The organism is Acinetobacter sp. FDAARGOS_558 (assembly GCF_003937785.1).
In the GTDB taxonomy this organism is placed as follows: domain Bacteria; phylum Pseudomonadota; class Gammaproteobacteria; order Pseudomonadales; family Moraxellaceae; genus Acinetobacter; species Acinetobacter baumannii.
Genome location: NZ_RKJH01000001.1, coordinates 875,948 through 893,005, shown reverse-complemented (window position 1 = coordinate 893,005; position 17,058 = coordinate 875,948). Strand labels below are relative to the sequence as shown.

Annotated in this window: 13 protein-coding genes; 5 read left to right on the top strand and 8 right to left on the bottom strand. The window is 39.2% G+C overall.

What is annotated here, in order from left to right:
• From cyoB to ppsA, 4 genes are all read right to left on the bottom strand, one after another.
• Positions 1–1,992 carry a cytochrome o ubiquinol oxidase subunit I gene (gene cyoB / locus EGT34_RS04340; RefSeq protein WP_000367186.1) on the bottom strand — a complete coding sequence of 664 codons (1,992 nt, stop codon included), beginning with the start codon at positions 1,990–1,992 and terminating at the stop codon, positions 1–3.
• 3 nt (positions 1,993–1,995) lie between these two features.
• Entirely contained in the window at positions 1,996–3,048 is a 1,053-nt protein-coding gene (cyoA, locus tag EGT34_RS04335; protein WP_001250041.1) for a ubiquinol oxidase subunit II, read from the bottom strand.
• A 316-nt stretch (positions 3,049–3,364) separates the two neighbouring features.
• The gene (locus EGT34_RS04330; RefSeq protein WP_001167806.1) at positions 3,365–4,120 is read right to left on the bottom strand and encodes an RDD family protein; all 756 of its coding nucleotides are present in this window, start codon (positions 4,118–4,120) and stop codon (positions 3,365–3,367) included.
• Between the two features lie 64 nt (positions 4,121–4,184).
• The gene (gene ppsA, locus EGT34_RS04325; RefSeq protein ID WP_000853480.1) at positions 4,185–6,572 is read right to left on the bottom strand and encodes a phosphoenolpyruvate synthase; all 2,388 of its coding nucleotides are present in this window, start codon (positions 6,570–6,572) and stop codon (positions 4,185–4,187) included.
• Between the two features lie 146 nt (positions 6,573–6,718).
• Here ppsA and EGT34_RS04320 point away from each other — a divergent pair, with 146 nt between their 5' ends.
• The 5 genes from EGT34_RS04320 (at position 6,719) to pgaD (ending at position 13,916) form a co-directional block, all read left to right on the top strand.
• Complete coding sequence (locus EGT34_RS04320) at positions 6,719–7,555, top strand: pyruvate, water dikinase regulatory protein (RefSeq protein WP_000004354.1); 837 nt, start codon at positions 6,719–6,721, stop codon at positions 7,553–7,555.
• Positions 7,556–7,940: 385 nt separating this feature from the next.
• On the top strand, positions 7,941–10,379 hold the full coding sequence (pgaA, locus tag EGT34_RS04315; RefSeq protein WP_000913298.1) for a poly-beta-1,6 N-acetyl-D-glucosamine exporter porin PgaA: 2,439 nt from the start codon (positions 7,941–7,943) through the stop codon (positions 10,377–10,379).
• Complete coding sequence (gene pgaB / locus EGT34_RS04310) at positions 10,379–12,208, top strand: poly-beta-1,6-N-acetyl-D-glucosamine N-deacetylase PgaB (protein ID WP_001061316.1); 1,830 nt, start codon at positions 10,379–10,381, stop codon at positions 12,206–12,208. Before pgaA ends, pgaB begins: the two co-directional genes overlap by 1 nt.
• Positions 12,208–13,455 (top strand): poly-beta-1,6-N-acetyl-D-glucosamine synthase, encoded by a 1,248-nt coding sequence (gene pgaC / locus EGT34_RS04305; RefSeq protein WP_000866236.1) that lies wholly within the window; start codon positions 12,208–12,210, stop codon positions 13,453–13,455. Before pgaB ends, pgaC begins: the two co-directional genes overlap by 1 nt.
• Positions 13,452–13,916, top strand: coding sequence for a poly-beta-1,6-N-acetyl-D-glucosamine biosynthesis protein PgaD (gene pgaD, locus EGT34_RS04300; protein ID WP_000786638.1), 465 nt, complete (start codon positions 13,452–13,454; stop codon positions 13,914–13,916). Before pgaC ends, pgaD begins: the two co-directional genes overlap by 4 nt.
• A gap of 39 nt (positions 13,917–13,955) precedes the next feature.
• On the opposite strand, the gene EGT34_RS04295 is transcribed toward pgaD, so the two are convergent.
• From EGT34_RS04295 to EGT34_RS04275, 4 genes are all read right to left on the bottom strand, one after another.
• Positions 13,956–14,519 carry a hypothetical protein gene (locus EGT34_RS04295; protein ID WP_000020766.1) on the bottom strand — a complete coding sequence of 188 codons (564 nt, stop codon included), beginning with the start codon at positions 14,517–14,519 and terminating at the stop codon, positions 13,956–13,958.
• A 146-nt stretch (positions 14,520–14,665) separates the two neighbouring features.
• Positions 14,666–15,670, bottom strand: coding sequence for an LLM class flavin-dependent oxidoreductase (locus EGT34_RS04290; RefSeq protein ID WP_001257213.1), 1,005 nt, complete (start codon positions 15,668–15,670; stop codon positions 14,666–14,668).
• Positions 15,671–15,804: 134 nt separating this feature from the next.
• Positions 15,805–16,308: a hypothetical protein gene (locus EGT34_RS04285; protein WP_000783724.1), complete on the bottom strand. Its 504-nt coding sequence runs from the start codon at positions 16,306–16,308 to the stop codon at positions 15,805–15,807.
• 234 nt (positions 16,309–16,542) lie between these two features.
• Entirely contained in the window at positions 16,543–16,965 is a 423-nt protein-coding gene (locus tag EGT34_RS04275; protein WP_000772604.1) for a glycine zipper domain-containing protein, read from the bottom strand.
• Positions 16,966–17,058 lie beyond the last annotated feature (93 nt).

The window sequence follows — 17,058 nt, the reverse complement described above, 5'->3', positions numbered from 1 at the left end:
TTAGTCCTTCTTCAAGTGTTTTTCAAGTAAAGCATAGCGTTCGTTTTCAATACGCTCAACTTCTGCAGCTGGAACATAGTAATCAACATTCTTAGTGAATGAGCTTACGATCAAGCTAACAACAGCTGCAACGAATGAAACAACAACGAGCCACCAAATATGCCAGATGAGTGCAAAGCCAAGAAGAGTAATGAACATTGCAATGACAAAACCAGCAGCACGGTCAGTCGGCATGTGGATGTCTTCATATTTAGTATTACGTGCGTATGCTACACCGTTTTCTTTGTCAGTCCAGAAACGGTCAATACCGCTTGCATCTGGTTCATGAGCAAAGTTATAGAATGGAGCAGGGGAAGAAGTAGCCCATTCAAGTGTACGAGCATCCCATGGATCGCCTGTGTAGTCCATGTTTTGGTGACGTTGTAAGAAACCAACGATGATTTGCATTAAGAAACATGCAATACCAATCGCAACAAGAACAGCACCGAATAATGCAATCGCAAGGTATGGGTCCCATTCAGGGTTGTCATATGTATTCAAACGACGAGTCATACCCATGAAACCAAGGATATAAAGTGGCATGAATGCAAAATAGAAACCGAAGAACCAGAACCAGAATGCAGCTTTACCCCATGCTTCATTGAGCTTCCAACCAAACATTTTTGGCCAGTAGTAAATGATGCCGGCAAACATACCAAACACCACACCACCGATAATTACGTTATGGAAGTGAGCGATCAAGAATAATGAGTTGTGTACAAGGAAGTCCGCAGGTGGAACAGCCATAAGTACACCAGTTAAACCACCGATACCGAATGTTACAAGGAAGCCAAGCGTCCATAACATTGGAGTAGTAAAGGTGATGCGACCTTTATACATGGTGAATAACCAAGAGAAGATTTTCACACCAGTAGGAATCGCAATAACCATGGTCATGATACCGAAGAACGCGTTAACGTTCGCACCAGCACCCATGGTGAAGAAGTGGTGAAGCCATACAACAAATGCTAATACAGTAATTGCAATTGTCGCATATACCATAGACTTGTAACCGAACAACGCTTTACGAGAGAAGGTTGCAACGATTTCTGAGTATAAACCAAATGCTGGTAATACCAAGATATATACTTCAGGGTGACCCCATGTCCAGATCAAGTTCACATAAAGCATTGGGCTACCGCCAAGCTCATTTGTGAAGAAATGGAAACCGAAGTAACGGTCTAATGTAAGCATCGCAAGAGTACCTGTTAATACAGGGAAAGATGCAATGATTAATACAGCCGTACAAAGTGAAGTCCACGTGAAAATAGGCATATCCATCAATTTCATGCCAGGCGCACGCATTTTGATGATGGTAACGAAGAAGTTAACACCAGATAAAAGCGTACCTAGACCAGAAACCTGAAGTGCCCAGATATAGTAGTCAACACCTACACCAGGAGAATATTGAATACCAGACAGAGGAGGGTAAGCCATCCAACCAGTCGCAGCAAATTCACCTAATACAAGTGAAAGCATCATTAAACCAGCAGCACCAGCGAATAACCAGAAGCTTAAAGAGTTTAATAATGGGAAAGCAACGTCACGAGCACCGATCTGTAAAGGTACAGAGATGTTCATCATACCTACAACTAGACCCATTGCTACGAAGAAGATCATGATTACACCGTGTGCGGTGAAGATCTGGTCGTAATGGTCAGGATGTAAATAACCTTCACCACCGCCTTTAGCGAGGAAAAGTTGTAAACGCATCATGATCGCATCGGCGAAACCACGCAAAAGCATGACAACAGATACGATGATATACATGATACCAATCTTTTTATGGTCTACAGTTGTAAACCATTCTTTCCATAAATATCCCCATTTTTTGAAATAGGTGATACCGCCAAGCACAGCAATTGCACCAAGTGCCATAAAGACCATGGTGACAAGTACGATTGGCTCTGTCGGGATAGAGTCCCAACCCAATTTACCAAAAATCATATCCATGTCTTATTCCCCTTGAGCAGCGTGTTCAGCTGCAACATGAGTTTCTGCTGTTGTATGTGCAGCAGAGTGGTCAGCACCATGATAGTTACTCATATAATGGTTGATAATTGTTTCAAACAATTTTGGTTCAACTGAAGAGTAATAAGTCACAGGGTGTGGCTTAGTCGGGAACGGTTTCATCGCTTCTGCTTTAGCAAGCGCTTCTTGATCACCAGCAGCTTTAGCACGATTTACTAAATGCTCGATTTGGTGCTTAGAACGATCGCCATCACGTAAGGTTGCCAATTCAGCTTGGTCAAGCGTAGTTTTTTGAACTGCTTCTGGGTTAATAGTTGTACCATTACCTGCTTTAACAGCCGCTACCCATTCGTTGAATTGTTGCTCTGTAACGCTATGCGCTTTGAAACGCATTTGAGAGAAACCATAGCCTGAGTAGTTAGAAGAGAAACCACGATATACACCAGTTTCATTTGCTAACAAATGAAGGTGAGTTTGCATACCTGCCATTGCATAAATCTGACCGCCTAACTGTGGAATGAAGAATGAGTTCATCGTGAAGTTAGAAGTGATTTTGAAACTTAACGGAGTTTTCTCTGGGAAACGTATTTCGTTAACAGTCGCAATGTTTTGTTCAGGATAAATAAAAATCCACTTGAACTGTTCAGCAATAACCTGAATAGTTAAAGGTGCTTTATCTGATTCTAAAGGACGGTATGGGTCATACTTGTGGGAACCCCACCAAGTTAACCAAGCTAAAATACCAATAATAATGACAGGAATACCCCATACTACAACTTCAATTGCAGTTGAGTGTGCCCATGTAGGTTTATAGTCTGCATCTTTATTTGACGCACGATATTTCCAACCAAACCATAATGCCATGATGATTGAAGGAATCACCACAAGTAACATTAAATAGATCGCAGTCATCATAAGGTCACTTTGACCTTGACCAACTGGACCTTTAGAGTTTAGAAGTACCATATCACCACCACACCCAGTCAAAAGTGCGGCAAGCGTTGATAAAGACAATACAGCTAAAATCGTTTGTCTCATTTTACAACCTCGGTGAAGAGTCCCATTCCCTAATTAAATATGGGATAGCGATTAAAGTGTCGCATGATTGAGAACGCTAGTCTTAAAAATTAGACTTCTCAATGATGTGACACCGCTACGTTGTAGGGCATTATGCCTCATATCGACAAACTAAGCTACACATAAAGTCGTCTGAAATAATTGTTTTAAAACCCGATTTTTTTTGTAGGGTATCTAATTTCAACAGAGCTTTTATTTAAATATCAACTCTCTATGGAAAAAAAGGAGGCGAGGTGCCTCCTTTTTTTTAGACATTAAATGAATGAGTCATTTACTATCATTTGATCACTTTTGTTCTTGCAATTTTGTCATGTAGAGCTTGTCGCTTTTGTCCTAATGCAAAAGCATAGTCAATAATTGTACTAATAGGCATAAATAGTAAGTTTAATATAATGAAAACGACACTTCTTAGAAGGAAGATACGCGTTAAATTAACTTTACCATTGGTTTCGGCATCGACAATTCTAATTCCGACAATTTTTTTACCAATACTTTGCCCAAACTTGGTCAATAAAAATGCTTGAATAGCGAGCATTATCGCGACATAAAGTAGCATTGTGTGCCAAGCTTCTATAGGAATAAGGGTAAAAAGCTGCTGTTGAAGTTCAGCTGCTTTAGTTGATGCAACTTCTGCAGATTGCATCTGTTTTTGTAACTCAAAAAGTTGTTTATATTGAGCTTCATTAAAGAAAAAAGACGGAATAGCTGCAATAGGTAGCCAAAGTAATAAGTCAATAATTTTCGCAAGAGCACGAGACGAAATTGAAGCAAGCTCGTGTGTTTTAGTTTCTACACGAATGTGCTGAATGGTCTCATTATAAGGCGTATTTGTATTTGCTGAAAAAGCAGAATAACCAGTAGGTTGATATACAAGTTTACCTTGGGTTAATTCTCCTAAAGCTTTCCATTCTGTCATGCCTTCATGCCAAGCTAAATCAGTAAGCAAAACTTGTTGACTTGCCAACATTTGATTTAGTTGTTCTAAGGTATAAGGCCCAGCTTGTTGATTATTACGTGCCAAGTAAATTTGCATAAGTAAAAATTCTCTATTCTAAAGATGAAAAAAGACCCACGGATGGGTCTTTTTTTATAACAAATTAGATTTGCTTGATTTTTTCTTCAGCAAGGAAGAACCATGTGTCTAAAACCGAGTCAGGGTTAAGAGATACTGATTCAATGCCTTGCTCCATTAACCATTTTGCAAGGTCAGGGTGGTCTGATGGTCCTTGACCACAGATACCGACATATTTACCCGCTTTACGACAAGCATGAATTGCCATAGAAAGGAGAGCTTTTACAGCAGCATCACGCTCATCGAACAAGTGAGAAACAATACCAGAGTCACGGTCAAGACCAAGTGTTAACTGAGTTAAGTCGTTAGAACCGATAGAGAAGCCATCGAAGTGTTCAAGGAATTGTTCAGCTAACAATGCATTAGTTGGTAATTCACACATCATGATGACTTTTAAGCCATTCTCACCACGCTTCAAGCCATTTTGAGCTAATAACTCAATAACGCGTTTCGCTTCAGACACTGTACGTACGAATGGGATCATGATTTGGATGTTAGTTAAACCCATTTCATCACGAACTTTTTTAAGTGCGCGGCATTCAAGTTCGAAACAGTCACGGAAATTGTCCGAAACATAACGGCTTGCGCCACGGAAGCCAAGCATTGGGTTTTCTTCTTCTGGCTCGTATAACTTACCGCCAATAAGATTCGCATATTCATTTGACTTAAAGTCAGACATACGAACAATAACTGGTTTATCAGCAAATGCTGCTGCAAGTGTAGCAATACCTTCAACTAGTTTTTCAACATAGAATTCTACAGGCGATGCATAACCAGCTGTACGGGTCATTACCGCAGCACGAGTTTCGCGAGGCAAGCTTTCAATGTTCAGAAGAGCTTTAGGGTGAACACCGATCATACGGTTAATAATGAACTCTAGACGAGCAAGTCCAATACCCTCGTTTGGAATTTGAGCAAAGTCAAAGGCACGGTCAGGGTTACCTACGTTCATCATGATTTTGAATGAAAGTTTAGGCATAGATTCGATAGAGTTACGTTGAACTTCAAAATCTAACGCGCCTTCGTAGATGAAACCAGTGTCGCCTTCAGCACAAGAAACAGTAACTTCTTGACCATCAGTCAATACCTCAGTTGCGTTACCACAACCTACGATTGCTGGTACGCCAAGTTCACGGGCAATAATTGCAGCGTGACAAGTACGGCCACCACGGTTAGTAATGATGGCAGCAGCACGTTTCATTACTGGTTCCCAATCTGGGTCAGTCATGTCTGATACAAGTACGTCACCGTCTTGTACTTTGTCCATTTCTTTAATTGAGTTAACAATACGGACTTTACCAGAACCAATACGTTGACCGATTGAACGGCCTTCACAAAGTACAGTACCTTTTTGCTTGAGTAGGTAGCGTTCCATTGTGCCGACATTTTGACGGCTCTTTACAGTTTCAGGACGAGCTTGAACAATATAGATTTGACCATCGTCACCATCTTTTGCCCACTCGATATCCATTGGAGCGCCATAGTGCTTTTCGATAATAAGCGCTTGTTTCGCTAACTCTTGTAACTCGTGATCATTTAACGCGAATTGTTGACGTTCTTGCTTTTCAACGTCTACAACTACAACAGATTTACCCGCTGAACCTTCTTCACCATAAATCATTTTCTGGTGCTTAGAACCAAGGTTACGGCGTAATACCGCGTGTTTACCTGCATTTAATAATGGTTTAGAAAGATAGAATTCATCCGGGTTAACGGCACCTTGTACAACCATTTCACCTAAACCGTAAGATGCAGTAATAAATACAACATCACGGAAGCCAGACTCAGTATCAAGGGTAAACATTACGCCTGCAGCGCCAGTTTCAGAGCGAACCATACGTTGAACACCAGCAGAAAGCGCAACTAGACTGTGTTCAAAACCTTGGTGAACGCGATATGCAATAGCACGGTCATTAAATAATGATGCAAATACTTCTTTTACAGCAATTAATACGTTATCAATACCGCGAATATTCAAGAAAGTTTCTTGCTGACCGGCGAACGATGCATCCGGTAAGTCTTCTGCAGTAGCAGACGAACGAACAGCAACAGCAATATCTGGGTTACCATTTGAAAGTGCAGCAAATGCTTCACGAATTTCTTGTTCTAAGCCAGGTGTAAGTGGAGTCTCTACAATCCATTGACGAATTTTAGCGCCAGTTTCTGCTAAGGCATTTACATCGTCAACGTTAAGCTCTGCAAGTTCTGCTTGAATTCGAGCGTTAAGACCGCTTTGGTCTAAGAACTCACGATAGGCATCAGCAGTTGTTGCAAAACCACCAGGTACCGATACACCAGCATTTGATAAATGGCTGATCATTTCACCCAAAGATGAGTTTTTCCCACCTACGAGTTCGACATCGTGTTTCCCTAATTTTTCTAGACCGATTACGCGCGCTTCCAAAGTTTTCACTCCACTTTTGCAGTATTAATGTCTATCTTGGCATGAAATTAAAAAATAAAGTGCTTAGTTGAGAATTTTACTAAGCGACAGTCATGTAAGATCAGTTTACTATAAAGATTATATAGCACTAAGACAAATGTTTAAGGAGAATTTTAATGTCAGAAAGTAAACAATTTAAGCGGAGTGTTTTTTTTATTTCTGATGGAACTGCGATTACTGCCGAGACCCTTGGACATTCGTTATTAGCTCAATTTCCTAACGTAGATTTTGATATTCACATCATGCCTTATATCACCACTGAAGAGGCCGCAATGGCAGTGGTGGTCGAGATTAACAAGTGTCAGACCAGAGATGGTTGCCTACCATTAGTATTTGATACTTTGGTCGATCCGCATGTGCGAGAAATTATTAATACGGCTAAAGCGGTTAATCTGGATGTGTTTGAAGGGTTAATTAGTAAGCTGGAACAGGAGCTTGGAACCCCGCCTACAACTTTAGTCGGACAGACCCATGCCGTGACCGATTCGGAGTATTACAAGGCCCGGATTGATGCTGTCCATTTTGCACTTGATAATGATGATGGAGCACGTACCCGCCATTATGACAAAGCTGATTTAATTTTAATTGGCGTGTCTCGTTCCGGTAAAACACCGACTTCTATTTATCTATCTTTGCAATTCGGTATCCGTGTTGCTAACTATCCTTTAACCGAAGAAGATTTAGACGATAATCGTTTACCGGCAGTCTTAAGAGAGCACCGCAGTAAATTATTTGGTTTGATGATTGATGCCGAGCGCTTGGTTGCGATTCGAAGTGAACGTAAAGCGAATAGCCGATACGCAAGTTTTAGCCAGTGTCAGATGGAGTTGCGAGCTATTGAAGGTATTTATATTTCTGAGGGAATTAAATACTTAAACGTTACTGAAATGTCGATTGAAGAAATTTCTACTCGTATTTTACAAATGACAGGTTTAAAACGCCGTATTGGTTAATTAAGTCAATTATTTATTTTAGCCATTCAATTTAAACTTTATTAATATGATTAAATTGAATGGTTTTAAATATAAAACAAATTAAAAATAAAAGTTTTAAATATAAAACCATTTATATAAAAATGTTTTTGATTGGTTAATGTTAAGTGTATTTTGTGCAAATTAAATATATTCAAAAAGAATAATTTTGAAAAGAAATGTATATAAAAGAATAATCTATATTTTTATAAATGTTTGTTTTTAGATAGCTTTTAAAAAAACAAATACTTTTTTTCTCCATATTTATCATTTGTGATTAAAGTTGCTAGTTATTTGATTATTGTGATGTATGTCACATTTTTAACTATACTTTCCTATCTCGATATGGGACTATTCGATTCTCAAAATGCTAAAGAAATGTGTTTTTTCATTGGTCTATCTCTTGCCAATTCATTTATACGCTGCTCAGGTTGATGTATTGCGTGAGCAAGCTATTCAAAATTATAGAGCAGGACAAACTCAACAAGCTGTATCTCAACTAGATCAATTGCTAAATAAATACCCGCATGATCAAAAGCTGCTTGCTGATTATCTGTTTATTATGTCAAGTGAAAAAAGGGATCTTACGAATTTTTCACGGTTTTTGGTAAATATTAATTATGTAGACTTTCCAGAATATGCAAAGTTACCTTTAATTCAAAATTTCCGTGATTTTAAGCATTTTAAAACTGCAATTGACTGGTCAAATAAGTTCAATATTCAAAAGTCAGTTGATGGGCGTATTTTATTATCGGTTTTGTATGCTGAAGCTCAAGATGTAGCGAATGCTAAAGATCAGTTGTCGAAGATCGATATTAAAGGTTTAACTGCTGATCAGTTGGTACGGGTTGCATATGCTTATCGTTTAATAAATTTACCAGTAGATGCTTTAGCTACAGTTGAGCATGCTTATCAACAACAACCAAAATCCTCATCCGTTTTACAAGAATATGTTTACGATCTAATTGCTATTGGCTCATATAAAAAGGCGCAGCAATTACTGCAAGCGAGCGAAAAAACTGAACAAACAGTGCAAATGTTAAAGACTTTACAAGTTAGTGAGTTTTCTCAACATATCAACAATGCAATTGCTCGATATAAATATTTAAATCGCGAAGGTCTATCCGATGCCGAAAGCTTTGCTGAATTAGATAAAGTGCTGGAGCAAGGACAAAAAATGCATCAGCAAATGAATCCTTCCGATCCTAATTACTTACGGTTTTATTACGATTATTTATATGGATTAGATTTTAGAGGGCGTTCAAAAGCGGTTATAGAGAGTTTCACCCAGTTGAATATTCCACTCGAAAAATTACCGGCATATGTACGTCATGCAATTGCGGATAGTTATTTGGCGGAGCAAAAACCGAAACAGGCCGAGTTTGCTTATAAAACGCTTTTAAGTGAAAAGAATTATCCGGATATGACCGTTTATACGGGACTGTATTATTCTTATATTGAACAAGAAAAATATAAGGAAGCTGAACAACTTCTCGCTGAAGTTGATCGGCTTATTCCAACTTATAAATATAGTCAGGCTAAGGGTGTAGATAAAACCAGTCATCCTGATCGTGATGATTATATTGCTTTACAAGGAATGCATTTAGCCTACGCTAATCATCTGGATCAAGCTGAAAAGCATTTTCAAAAAAAAGTAGAGCAGGCGCCTGCAAATGAGAGCCTGATTAATAATCTTGCGCGTGTAGAACGTTGGAGAGAAAAACCGCTAGAGGCAAAAAAAACAATTTCCCGGTTAAATGGTATAGATCCGATTGCTAAAGACACCCGCATTAATGAAATGCAAAATGCTCAAGCTTTAGGTGATATTCCGACATGGCGAAAAACGACTCAAAACTTAGTGCAATATTACCCTGATGATAGTGGGGTCATTAAAAGTCGAAAAGAATTAGAAGATCGTAATAGAGCCACAATTTCACACTCAACCACTTGGGGGCAAAGTAAGGCCGACGGTCGCGATACTGTAAGTGGGCAGAATGGTTTAAAAGACCGTGAAATGGAAACGCGTCTTAATAGCCCTTGGATTAATGATAATTATCGTTTATTCGCTTGGCATCAAGATCGTTATGGTGAGTACCGTTTTGGCGATGTGCATGACCAGCGTTATGGGGTAGGAGCAGAATGGCAGGCGAACCGTAAGGCGTTGTCGGCAATTGTGTCGCAAAGTACGGATGGTGGACAAGCAGGAGTCCGTCTTGATTGGTCCCAATGGCTAAACGACCACTGGCAGTATCAATTGCAATATAACAGTCAGGCTGACATTCCTTTACAAGCCCTTGATGAAGGGGAAGATGGTCAATCTTACCGAGCTGCTGTTACATGGCAAAAAGATGAATCTCGCCAGATTGGCGCGAGTTACGGTTTAACTGATATTAGTGATGGTAACAAACAACAAGAATTTTCAACATTTTGGCGTGAAAGGCTATTCGACGCACCTCATCATATTACTTATGGCACTGTTCGAGGTTTCTACGGTACTAACAGCCAAGATCAAACAGCTTATTTTAGTCCAAGTTCACATTACAGCGCTGAGTTGAACTTAAGTCATGACTGGGTGACTTGGCGTGAATATGAGCGTTCATTTAAGCAGCATTTTGAAGCGGGTGTAGGCCTTTATAAACAAGCCGATTACTCTGCTAAACCTACTTACTCTTTGCAATATCAACATCAATGGCAGCTATCCCGGACATGGCAGCTCAATTATGGAATTGGTTGGCAATACCATCCTTACGATGGACATGATGAACAACATACCTACGGTATTTTTGGATTTGAAGGGCGTTTTTAATGAATAATTTATTGTCGAAAATGTTGGGCTGTGCTTTGGTCTCAACATTGTTGCCTCTGCAATTTGCATATGCCCAGATAGAAAAAGATTTACCAAAAAATCATACGGTTTCTTTAACCTTTCATGATGTGAGAGATGATGTCTTAAAAGAAGGGGATCGGGATATTTATGCAATCCAAACGAAAAATTTAGCACAGTTCTTTGACTGGTTAAGTCAATCTGACTGGAAACCAATTCGCTTAAAAGATATTGAAGAAGCGCGTAAACAAGGTAAGGAATTACCTCATAATTCTATTCTATTAACTTTCGATGATGGCGCTTTAAGTAGTTATAGCCGTGTATTTCCATTACTTAAGCAATATCAGATTCCGGCAGTATTTGCACTTCCGACCAGTTGGCTAAATGGGAATACACAAGCTGGCTATGAAGCTTATGGACAAGGAAATCTAGTCAATTGGAAGCAAGTGCGAGAAATGCAAGCTTCGGGCTTAGCAGAGTTTGCAAGTCATAGTGATGATTTGCATCATGGAGTATTGGCTAATCCTCAAGGGAATGAACAGCCTGCTGCGACTTCTTACACGTACTTAAAATCCCAAAAACGTTATGAAACGGATGTGGAATATCAACAACGTATTTTGCAGGACTTAAAAAAATCATACGCCGTTTTAAAGAAAGAAGTGGGTGTTGAACCTAAGGCAATTATTTGGCCTTACGGTGCTGTGAATGAGCAATTAGAAAAATTGTCTCAAGAAGCCGGCTTTATTTTTTCTTTCAGTTTAGGGCGCGATGGAATGAATAGAGTGAGTGACTCGACTTTTAAACGTAGTTTGGTCACTAATAATCCTACAGCTGAGCAATTAACAGAGGGTATGATCAATATTCTCAACTTTGAAGAATTAGATTTATTTAAGCAACCTCGCCACTTTGTGAGTATGGACTTAAAACAGTTAGCTGCTTCAACTAATACTCAGTCAGATGAGAAACTAGGGTTATTGTTATCCAAGCTTTATAGCTTAAAAAATAACACATTGATATTGAAACCTTTAGATGATCAAGATGGCGATGGGCATTATGACATTGCTTATTTCCCAACAACTCAACTAAGCGTCCAGCAAGATATTTTGAACCGAACTTTATGGCAGGCACAAACTCGTGCCGGACAGTCGGTTATTTTAGAGTTGCCTGTATATCCTCAAAAAAATAAACCGTTTTTGGTGGCAGACTTAGCGAAGAATATCGCACGCTTCAATAGTAATTTAAGTGGTATTCAACTTAATGCTGGAACCACTTTAAACTGTGCTATGCAAAGCACAACAATAAAAGAAAATGCCTGTGCCGACCAATTAAAACAGCTCACATATGTGAGCCAGCTTACTCAAAAGGCTGTGAAGCCTTATTTAAACATGAGTAATCAGGCTCAGTTTAGTTTATTGCTTACACCTGATTTTGAACATATTGAAAATTTACCAACGCTTTTAAAAACGCTGTTATCCCAACATGATTTAGTAAATCTTAAGTTCAATATAGTGGGTAAGCAAAAACAGTTTAATCACGTATTAGCACTTTTAAATACGCTTGATGCGAAATATAAACAGCGCATTATGCTGACTTTATCATTACCCGAAAATAGTCAGCAAAATGCCTGGCAAGAAGTGAAACAAGGTCTTTTCAATATTCAGCGCATAGGTATTCAGAAATTTGGTATTGATGGCTATACCAATGAAAACTCAAAAAATGTTCATGAATATTTATATAACCCGATTAGCTTGAATTCGAGTTCGGTCATGTATCAGCCCTTTGCAGGTCTCGCGACTGAGGGGAAAAAGTAATGAAAGTATTACTCGATATTTTATTTGCTTTTGCCTTTTTATATCCGTTGTTGATGGCTTGGACATGGATGGTAGGAGGTCTCTGGTTTTTCTTTAAAAGGGAATATCATGAGCAGCAACTGCCTGAGCCATCAAGTGAAGGGTGCAGTATTATTATTCCTTGCTTTAATGAAGAAGCTCAGGTCCGACAAACGATTCGTTATGCATTACAAACAAAATATCCGAATTTTGAAGTCATTGCCGTAAATGACGGAAGTAGTGATAGCACTGCAGAAATTCTTGATGAACTGGCAGCTCAAGATGCCCGATTAAGAGTTGTGCACCTGGCAGAAAACCAAGGTAAGGCAGTGGCTTTAAGATCGGGGGTGTTAGTAAGTAAATACGAATATCTAGTTTGTATTGACGGAGATGCTTTATTACATCCTCATGCAGTACTTTGGCTTATGCAGCCTTTTTTAAATTTTCCAAGAATTGGTGCTGTAACTGGGAATCCTAGAATTTTAAATCGCTCAAGTATTTTAGGTAAATTACAAGTTGGCGAGTTCTCTTCAATTATTGGCTTGATTAAGCGCGCACAAAGAACATATGGCCGTATTTTTACAGTATCAGGTGTAATTGCAGCATTTAGAAAGACCGCTTTGGTTCGCGTGGGCTTTTGGTCTGATGACAAAATTACGGAAGATATTGATATCTCTTGGAAGCTCCAAATGGACCATTGGGACATTCAATATATTCCTCAAGCACTTTGTTATATCTATATGCCGGAAACCTTTAAAGGCCTTTGGAAACAGCGTTTACGCTGGGCACAAGGTGGGGTAGAGGTATTATTAGAATATATTCCGAAAATGTTCAAACTGCGCTTGCGCCGTATGTGGCCGGTAATGCTCGAAGCTTTAATCAGTATTATTTGGTCATATGTGATGATTATGATTTTTATTTTGTTTTTTGTGGGATTGTTTGTGGATTTACCGCAACAATTTCAAATCAATTCACTCATGCCGCAGTGGTATGGCGTGATATTAGGTGGAACATGTCTTGTTCAATTTCTAGTAAGTTTATGGATAGATCATCGTTATGATCGTGGTCGACTTTTTAGAAATTATTTTTGGGTAATTTGGTATCCATTATTTTTCTGGTTACTGACGTTATTTACCAGTGTTGTTGCTGTACCTAAGACTATATTTAATACAAAAAAACGTGCTCGTTGGGTAAGCCCTGATCGAGGCTTCCGTGGAGATCACTCATGAAAAATGATGCAAATATCGACGTAGAAGTTTTAGATATACCTGAATATATTGATCAGCCTGAATATGTGAAAAATAAAACTGCAAACTATACGTTACAAACAATAGGTTGGTTTTGTTTAATGTGGCTGCTTTTTCCACTCGTTTCATTATTTTTATGGATTTTTGAAGGGCACCTCATTTATGACTATGTGTGGGTCGATCATGTTTCAGAAGTGAAAACTTTATTGCACTTACTTCTGCTAATAGGTCTGAGCGCGCTAATTTTAATTTTATGGGCAAGTTATAACTGGCTTAGATTTCATGGGGATGATCGTCGCAGCAAGGCCCCGAATAGCTCTGTTGAGTTACTGGCCTCACAATTTATGGTCAGTACCGAATCATTATCAGAATTACAAAAGTCCCAGCGCATCATCTTACATTATGATGATCAGGGGTATTTAACTCGATATGATTTGAAATGAGTGAAAAAAGCATGGTCTATCAACCATGCTTTTTTATTTTTAAGGAGTAGTTCTGATAATGATATCAACGGGTCGTTGAGTGCCATCCATACTATAAATGGCTGTATCGGTAACTTTTACAATCGGCCAAGTTTGTAGTTTGCAATTTGGTCTTTGCAGTGCCGTATAGTAGCTATCCGATTTAAAAAATGTTTTATTGGCCCGTGCGGTATTGGGCGTCAAAAGTCGTTTAAGCCATGTTTCATTTACTTGGGTTTCAAGAAAACGTAGAGCTAAGATGCTTTTAACACGATTGTTAAATAACCTCCGGTTCTTGGCAATAAGTGGATGGGTAATTAATCGATGTATACCGATTTGACTGTGAGGTAAAATAAAGTGAGGCGTAATTTGAAATACCGTTACAAATTTTGCCTGTTGGCAGATTTTTTCTAAATGCGTTACGGTCTCCTGATCCGTTCCAATAATGGCTACATTTAAATGAGAAAAATCAAATTCTTTAAGTTTATTTGATGGCAGAATTTGACCAGTGAAGGCTTCAAAATCCTCAACTGTATTTTGAAAAATAGCTGATTTAGCGACATTATTTTTAAGGTCAATACTCATTTTCCAAAAGTCCTTTTGGTTTTCATTTATGATGATTTTTATCGTTTTAATATAAATAACCAAGCAAGGAGTCTGGGTAAAGTATTTTCAGATAGGTGGTTATCTCATGCTTGATATAGATTCAAACATGAGATGTCGAGGATATGTTAATTGTCTGATTTTACTTGCATTAATTGAGTGAAACTATCTAAGCGTTTAGCTGTGTCGTATACATCACAAGTAAAAATAAACTCATCGACTTCATAAGTGTCCAGAAGTTTTTGCAGACCCGAACGTACTGTTTCAACTGAACCGATTTGTGCCATCGTATAGAAGTTTTCAACAGAAAGTTGTTCTGCCGTGTTCCATAATCCCTGCATAGATGTAACTGGTGGCTTAAGTTTGAGACTTTCCCCACGAATTAATCCTAATACACGTTGATAAGCACTTGTTGCCAAGAACTGTGCTTCTTCATCTGTATTAGCAACGACAACTGGAACACCCATTGAAACGTAAGGTTTATCTAGATATTCAGAAGGCTCAAAATTCTCACGATAAAGTTCAATGGCTTGACCAAGCATACGTGGTGCAAAATGTGATGCAAATGAGTAGGGTAAGCCAAGTTTTGCAGCCAACTGGGCACTAAATAAGCTTGAACCTAACAACCAGACAGGTACATGAGTATTTTGTCCAGGTGTCGCAATAATCTTTTGGCCCACTTGAGGTGCTTTGAAATATTGCAAGATTTCTACAACATCTCTCGGGAACTGATCTTCTGTTTCCTGATGCCCACGGCGTAGGGCACGCATGGTGACCTGATCTGTACCTGGAGCGCGACCTAAACCTAACTCAATACGGTCTGGATATAAAGTAGCTAATGTACCGAATTGTTCTGCAACCACTAAGGGAGCATGGTTTGGCAGCATGATCCCGCCTGAACCTAAGCGAATGCGCTGGGTATGAGCCGCGATAAAACCAAGTAAAACAGCTGTTGCCGAACTCGCAATTCCATCCATATTATGATGTTCAGCAAGCCAAAAACGGTCATAACCTAACTTTTCTACATGTTGGGCAAGCTCTAGTGCATGACGTAATGAAAACTCAATAGTTTTATCATCACGTATAGGGGCAAGCTCCAAAATTGAAAATTTAGTATCTTGAAGTGATCGCATGCGATATTCTCGGAAAACTTTATATCGAAATAATACGATATAAAGAAGCTATTGTATATCGTTTTTTTTCGATATGGCTTTCTTCCTAAAATAAAAAAGCACCACTAGGGTGCTTTTTTAGATTGATATATAAATTAACGATGTTTGTACCAACCACGGTGTAAACCGTTGTCATGACGGTAGTTACCACCTCTGTAATAGCGGCGATCACCATCATAATATCTACGGTCATCACGATCATAACGACGGTCATAACGGTCATCATAGTTACGATCTTGGGCAACTTTACGACCTAGAGCAGAACCACCAGCGGCACCAACTGCTGCACCGATATATCCGCCATTTGTACCGCCCATGTTTTTACCAACGGTGTAACCTGCGCCACCGCCTAAAGCACCACCAATAGCCGCTTCTGTACGGTTACGACGGTCGCTTGCTGCTGCTGCACCACCAGCACCACCTAAAGCTGCACCAATTGTTGCACCTGATGTACCGCCGATACTTTTACCGATTGCTGTTCCTACTACACTACCTAGAGCAGAAGTTGCCGCTACACGGGTACCATTATCTGCATGAGCAACTGTAACCATAGATGTTGTTGCGATTAATGCACTTGCTAACCAAACATTCATTTTCATTGTGGAACTCCATGCTCTTTTCAATAACGAGCAATCTTTATGTCTTGAGCTAAATGTAATTAAAAATTTCGAGAAAATTATGAAGAAGGCACATGCTGATATGATAGTTTTGTGTCTGCTTTGTATTGTTTCTATTAATATGTGGATAAACTATCAGCAACTATCCTAGAAACCAAAATTTTTGGTTATAAAAAAACACCCGAAGGTGTTTTTAAGCCGATTTCATCACGGTAATTAGTGACGATGATGACGGTGTTTTTTCTTCCAATACTTAGAAGAATGGTCTGCATCACGGTCTTTAGAAATTTTATTACCTAAAGCAGAACCACCAGCTGCACCTAAAGCAGCACCGATGTAACCACCGTTTGTACCACCCATGCTTTTACCAACAGTATAACCTGCACCGCCACCTAAACCACCGCCAATTGCAGATTCTGTACGGTGACGACGGTCACTTGCAACTGCTGCACCACCAGCACCACCTAAAGCAGCACCAATTGTTGCGCCAGATGTACCACCCATGCTTTTACCAATTGCAGTACCAGCGATACTACCTAAAGCAGAAGCTGCTGCTACATGAGTTGTGTTGTCAGCATGTGCTACAGTTACCATAGAAGTAGCTAAAACAGCACTACATAATAAAGCATTTAATTTCATCATTTACTCCGTGTCCCAAGTTACAGGACCTTAATATCTTTCGTTACGGCAAATGTAACAAAACACTTCTCTTTAAATGTGGAGAACCTTCAT

Excerpts from the sequence above, each read along its gene's own strand:
- cyoB (WP_000367186.1), bottom strand. The coding sequence starts at position 1,992 with ATGGATATGATTTTTGGTAAATTGGGTTGGGACTCTATCCCGACAGAG.
- cyoA (WP_001250041.1), bottom strand. The coding sequence starts at position 3,048 with ATGAGACAAACGATTTTAGCTGTATTGTCTTTATCAACGCTTGCCGCA.
- EGT34_RS04330 (WP_001167806.1), bottom strand. The coding sequence starts at position 4,120 with ATGCAAATTTACTTGGCACGTAATAATCAACAAGCTGGGCCTTATACC.
- EGT34_RS04320 (WP_000004354.1), top strand. The coding sequence starts at position 6,719 with ATGTCAGAAAGTAAACAATTTAAGCGGAGTGTTTTTTTTATTTCTGAT.
- pgaA (WP_000913298.1), top strand. The coding sequence starts at position 7,941 with ATGCTAAAGAAATGTGTTTTTTCATTGGTCTATCTCTTGCCAATTCAT.
- pgaB (WP_001061316.1), top strand. The coding sequence starts at position 10,379 with ATGAATAATTTATTGTCGAAAATGTTGGGCTGTGCTTTGGTCTCAACA.
- pgaC (WP_000866236.1), top strand. The coding sequence starts at position 12,208 with ATGAAAGTATTACTCGATATTTTATTTGCTTTTGCCTTTTTATATCCG.
- pgaD (WP_000786638.1), top strand. The coding sequence starts at position 13,452 with ATGAAAAATGATGCAAATATCGACGTAGAAGTTTTAGATATACCTGAA.
- EGT34_RS04295 (WP_000020766.1), bottom strand. The coding sequence starts at position 14,519 with ATGAGTATTGACCTTAAAAATAATGTCGCTAAATCAGCTATTTTTCAA.
- EGT34_RS04290 (WP_001257213.1), bottom strand. The coding sequence starts at position 15,670 with ATGCGATCACTTCAAGATACTAAATTTTCAATTTTGGAGCTTGCCCCT.
- EGT34_RS04285 (WP_000783724.1), bottom strand. The coding sequence starts at position 16,308 with ATGAAAATGAATGTTTGGTTAGCAAGTGCATTAATCGCAACAACATCT.
- EGT34_RS04275 (WP_000772604.1), bottom strand. The coding sequence starts at position 16,965 with ATGAAATTAAATGCTTTATTATGTAGTGCTGTTTTAGCTACTTCTATG.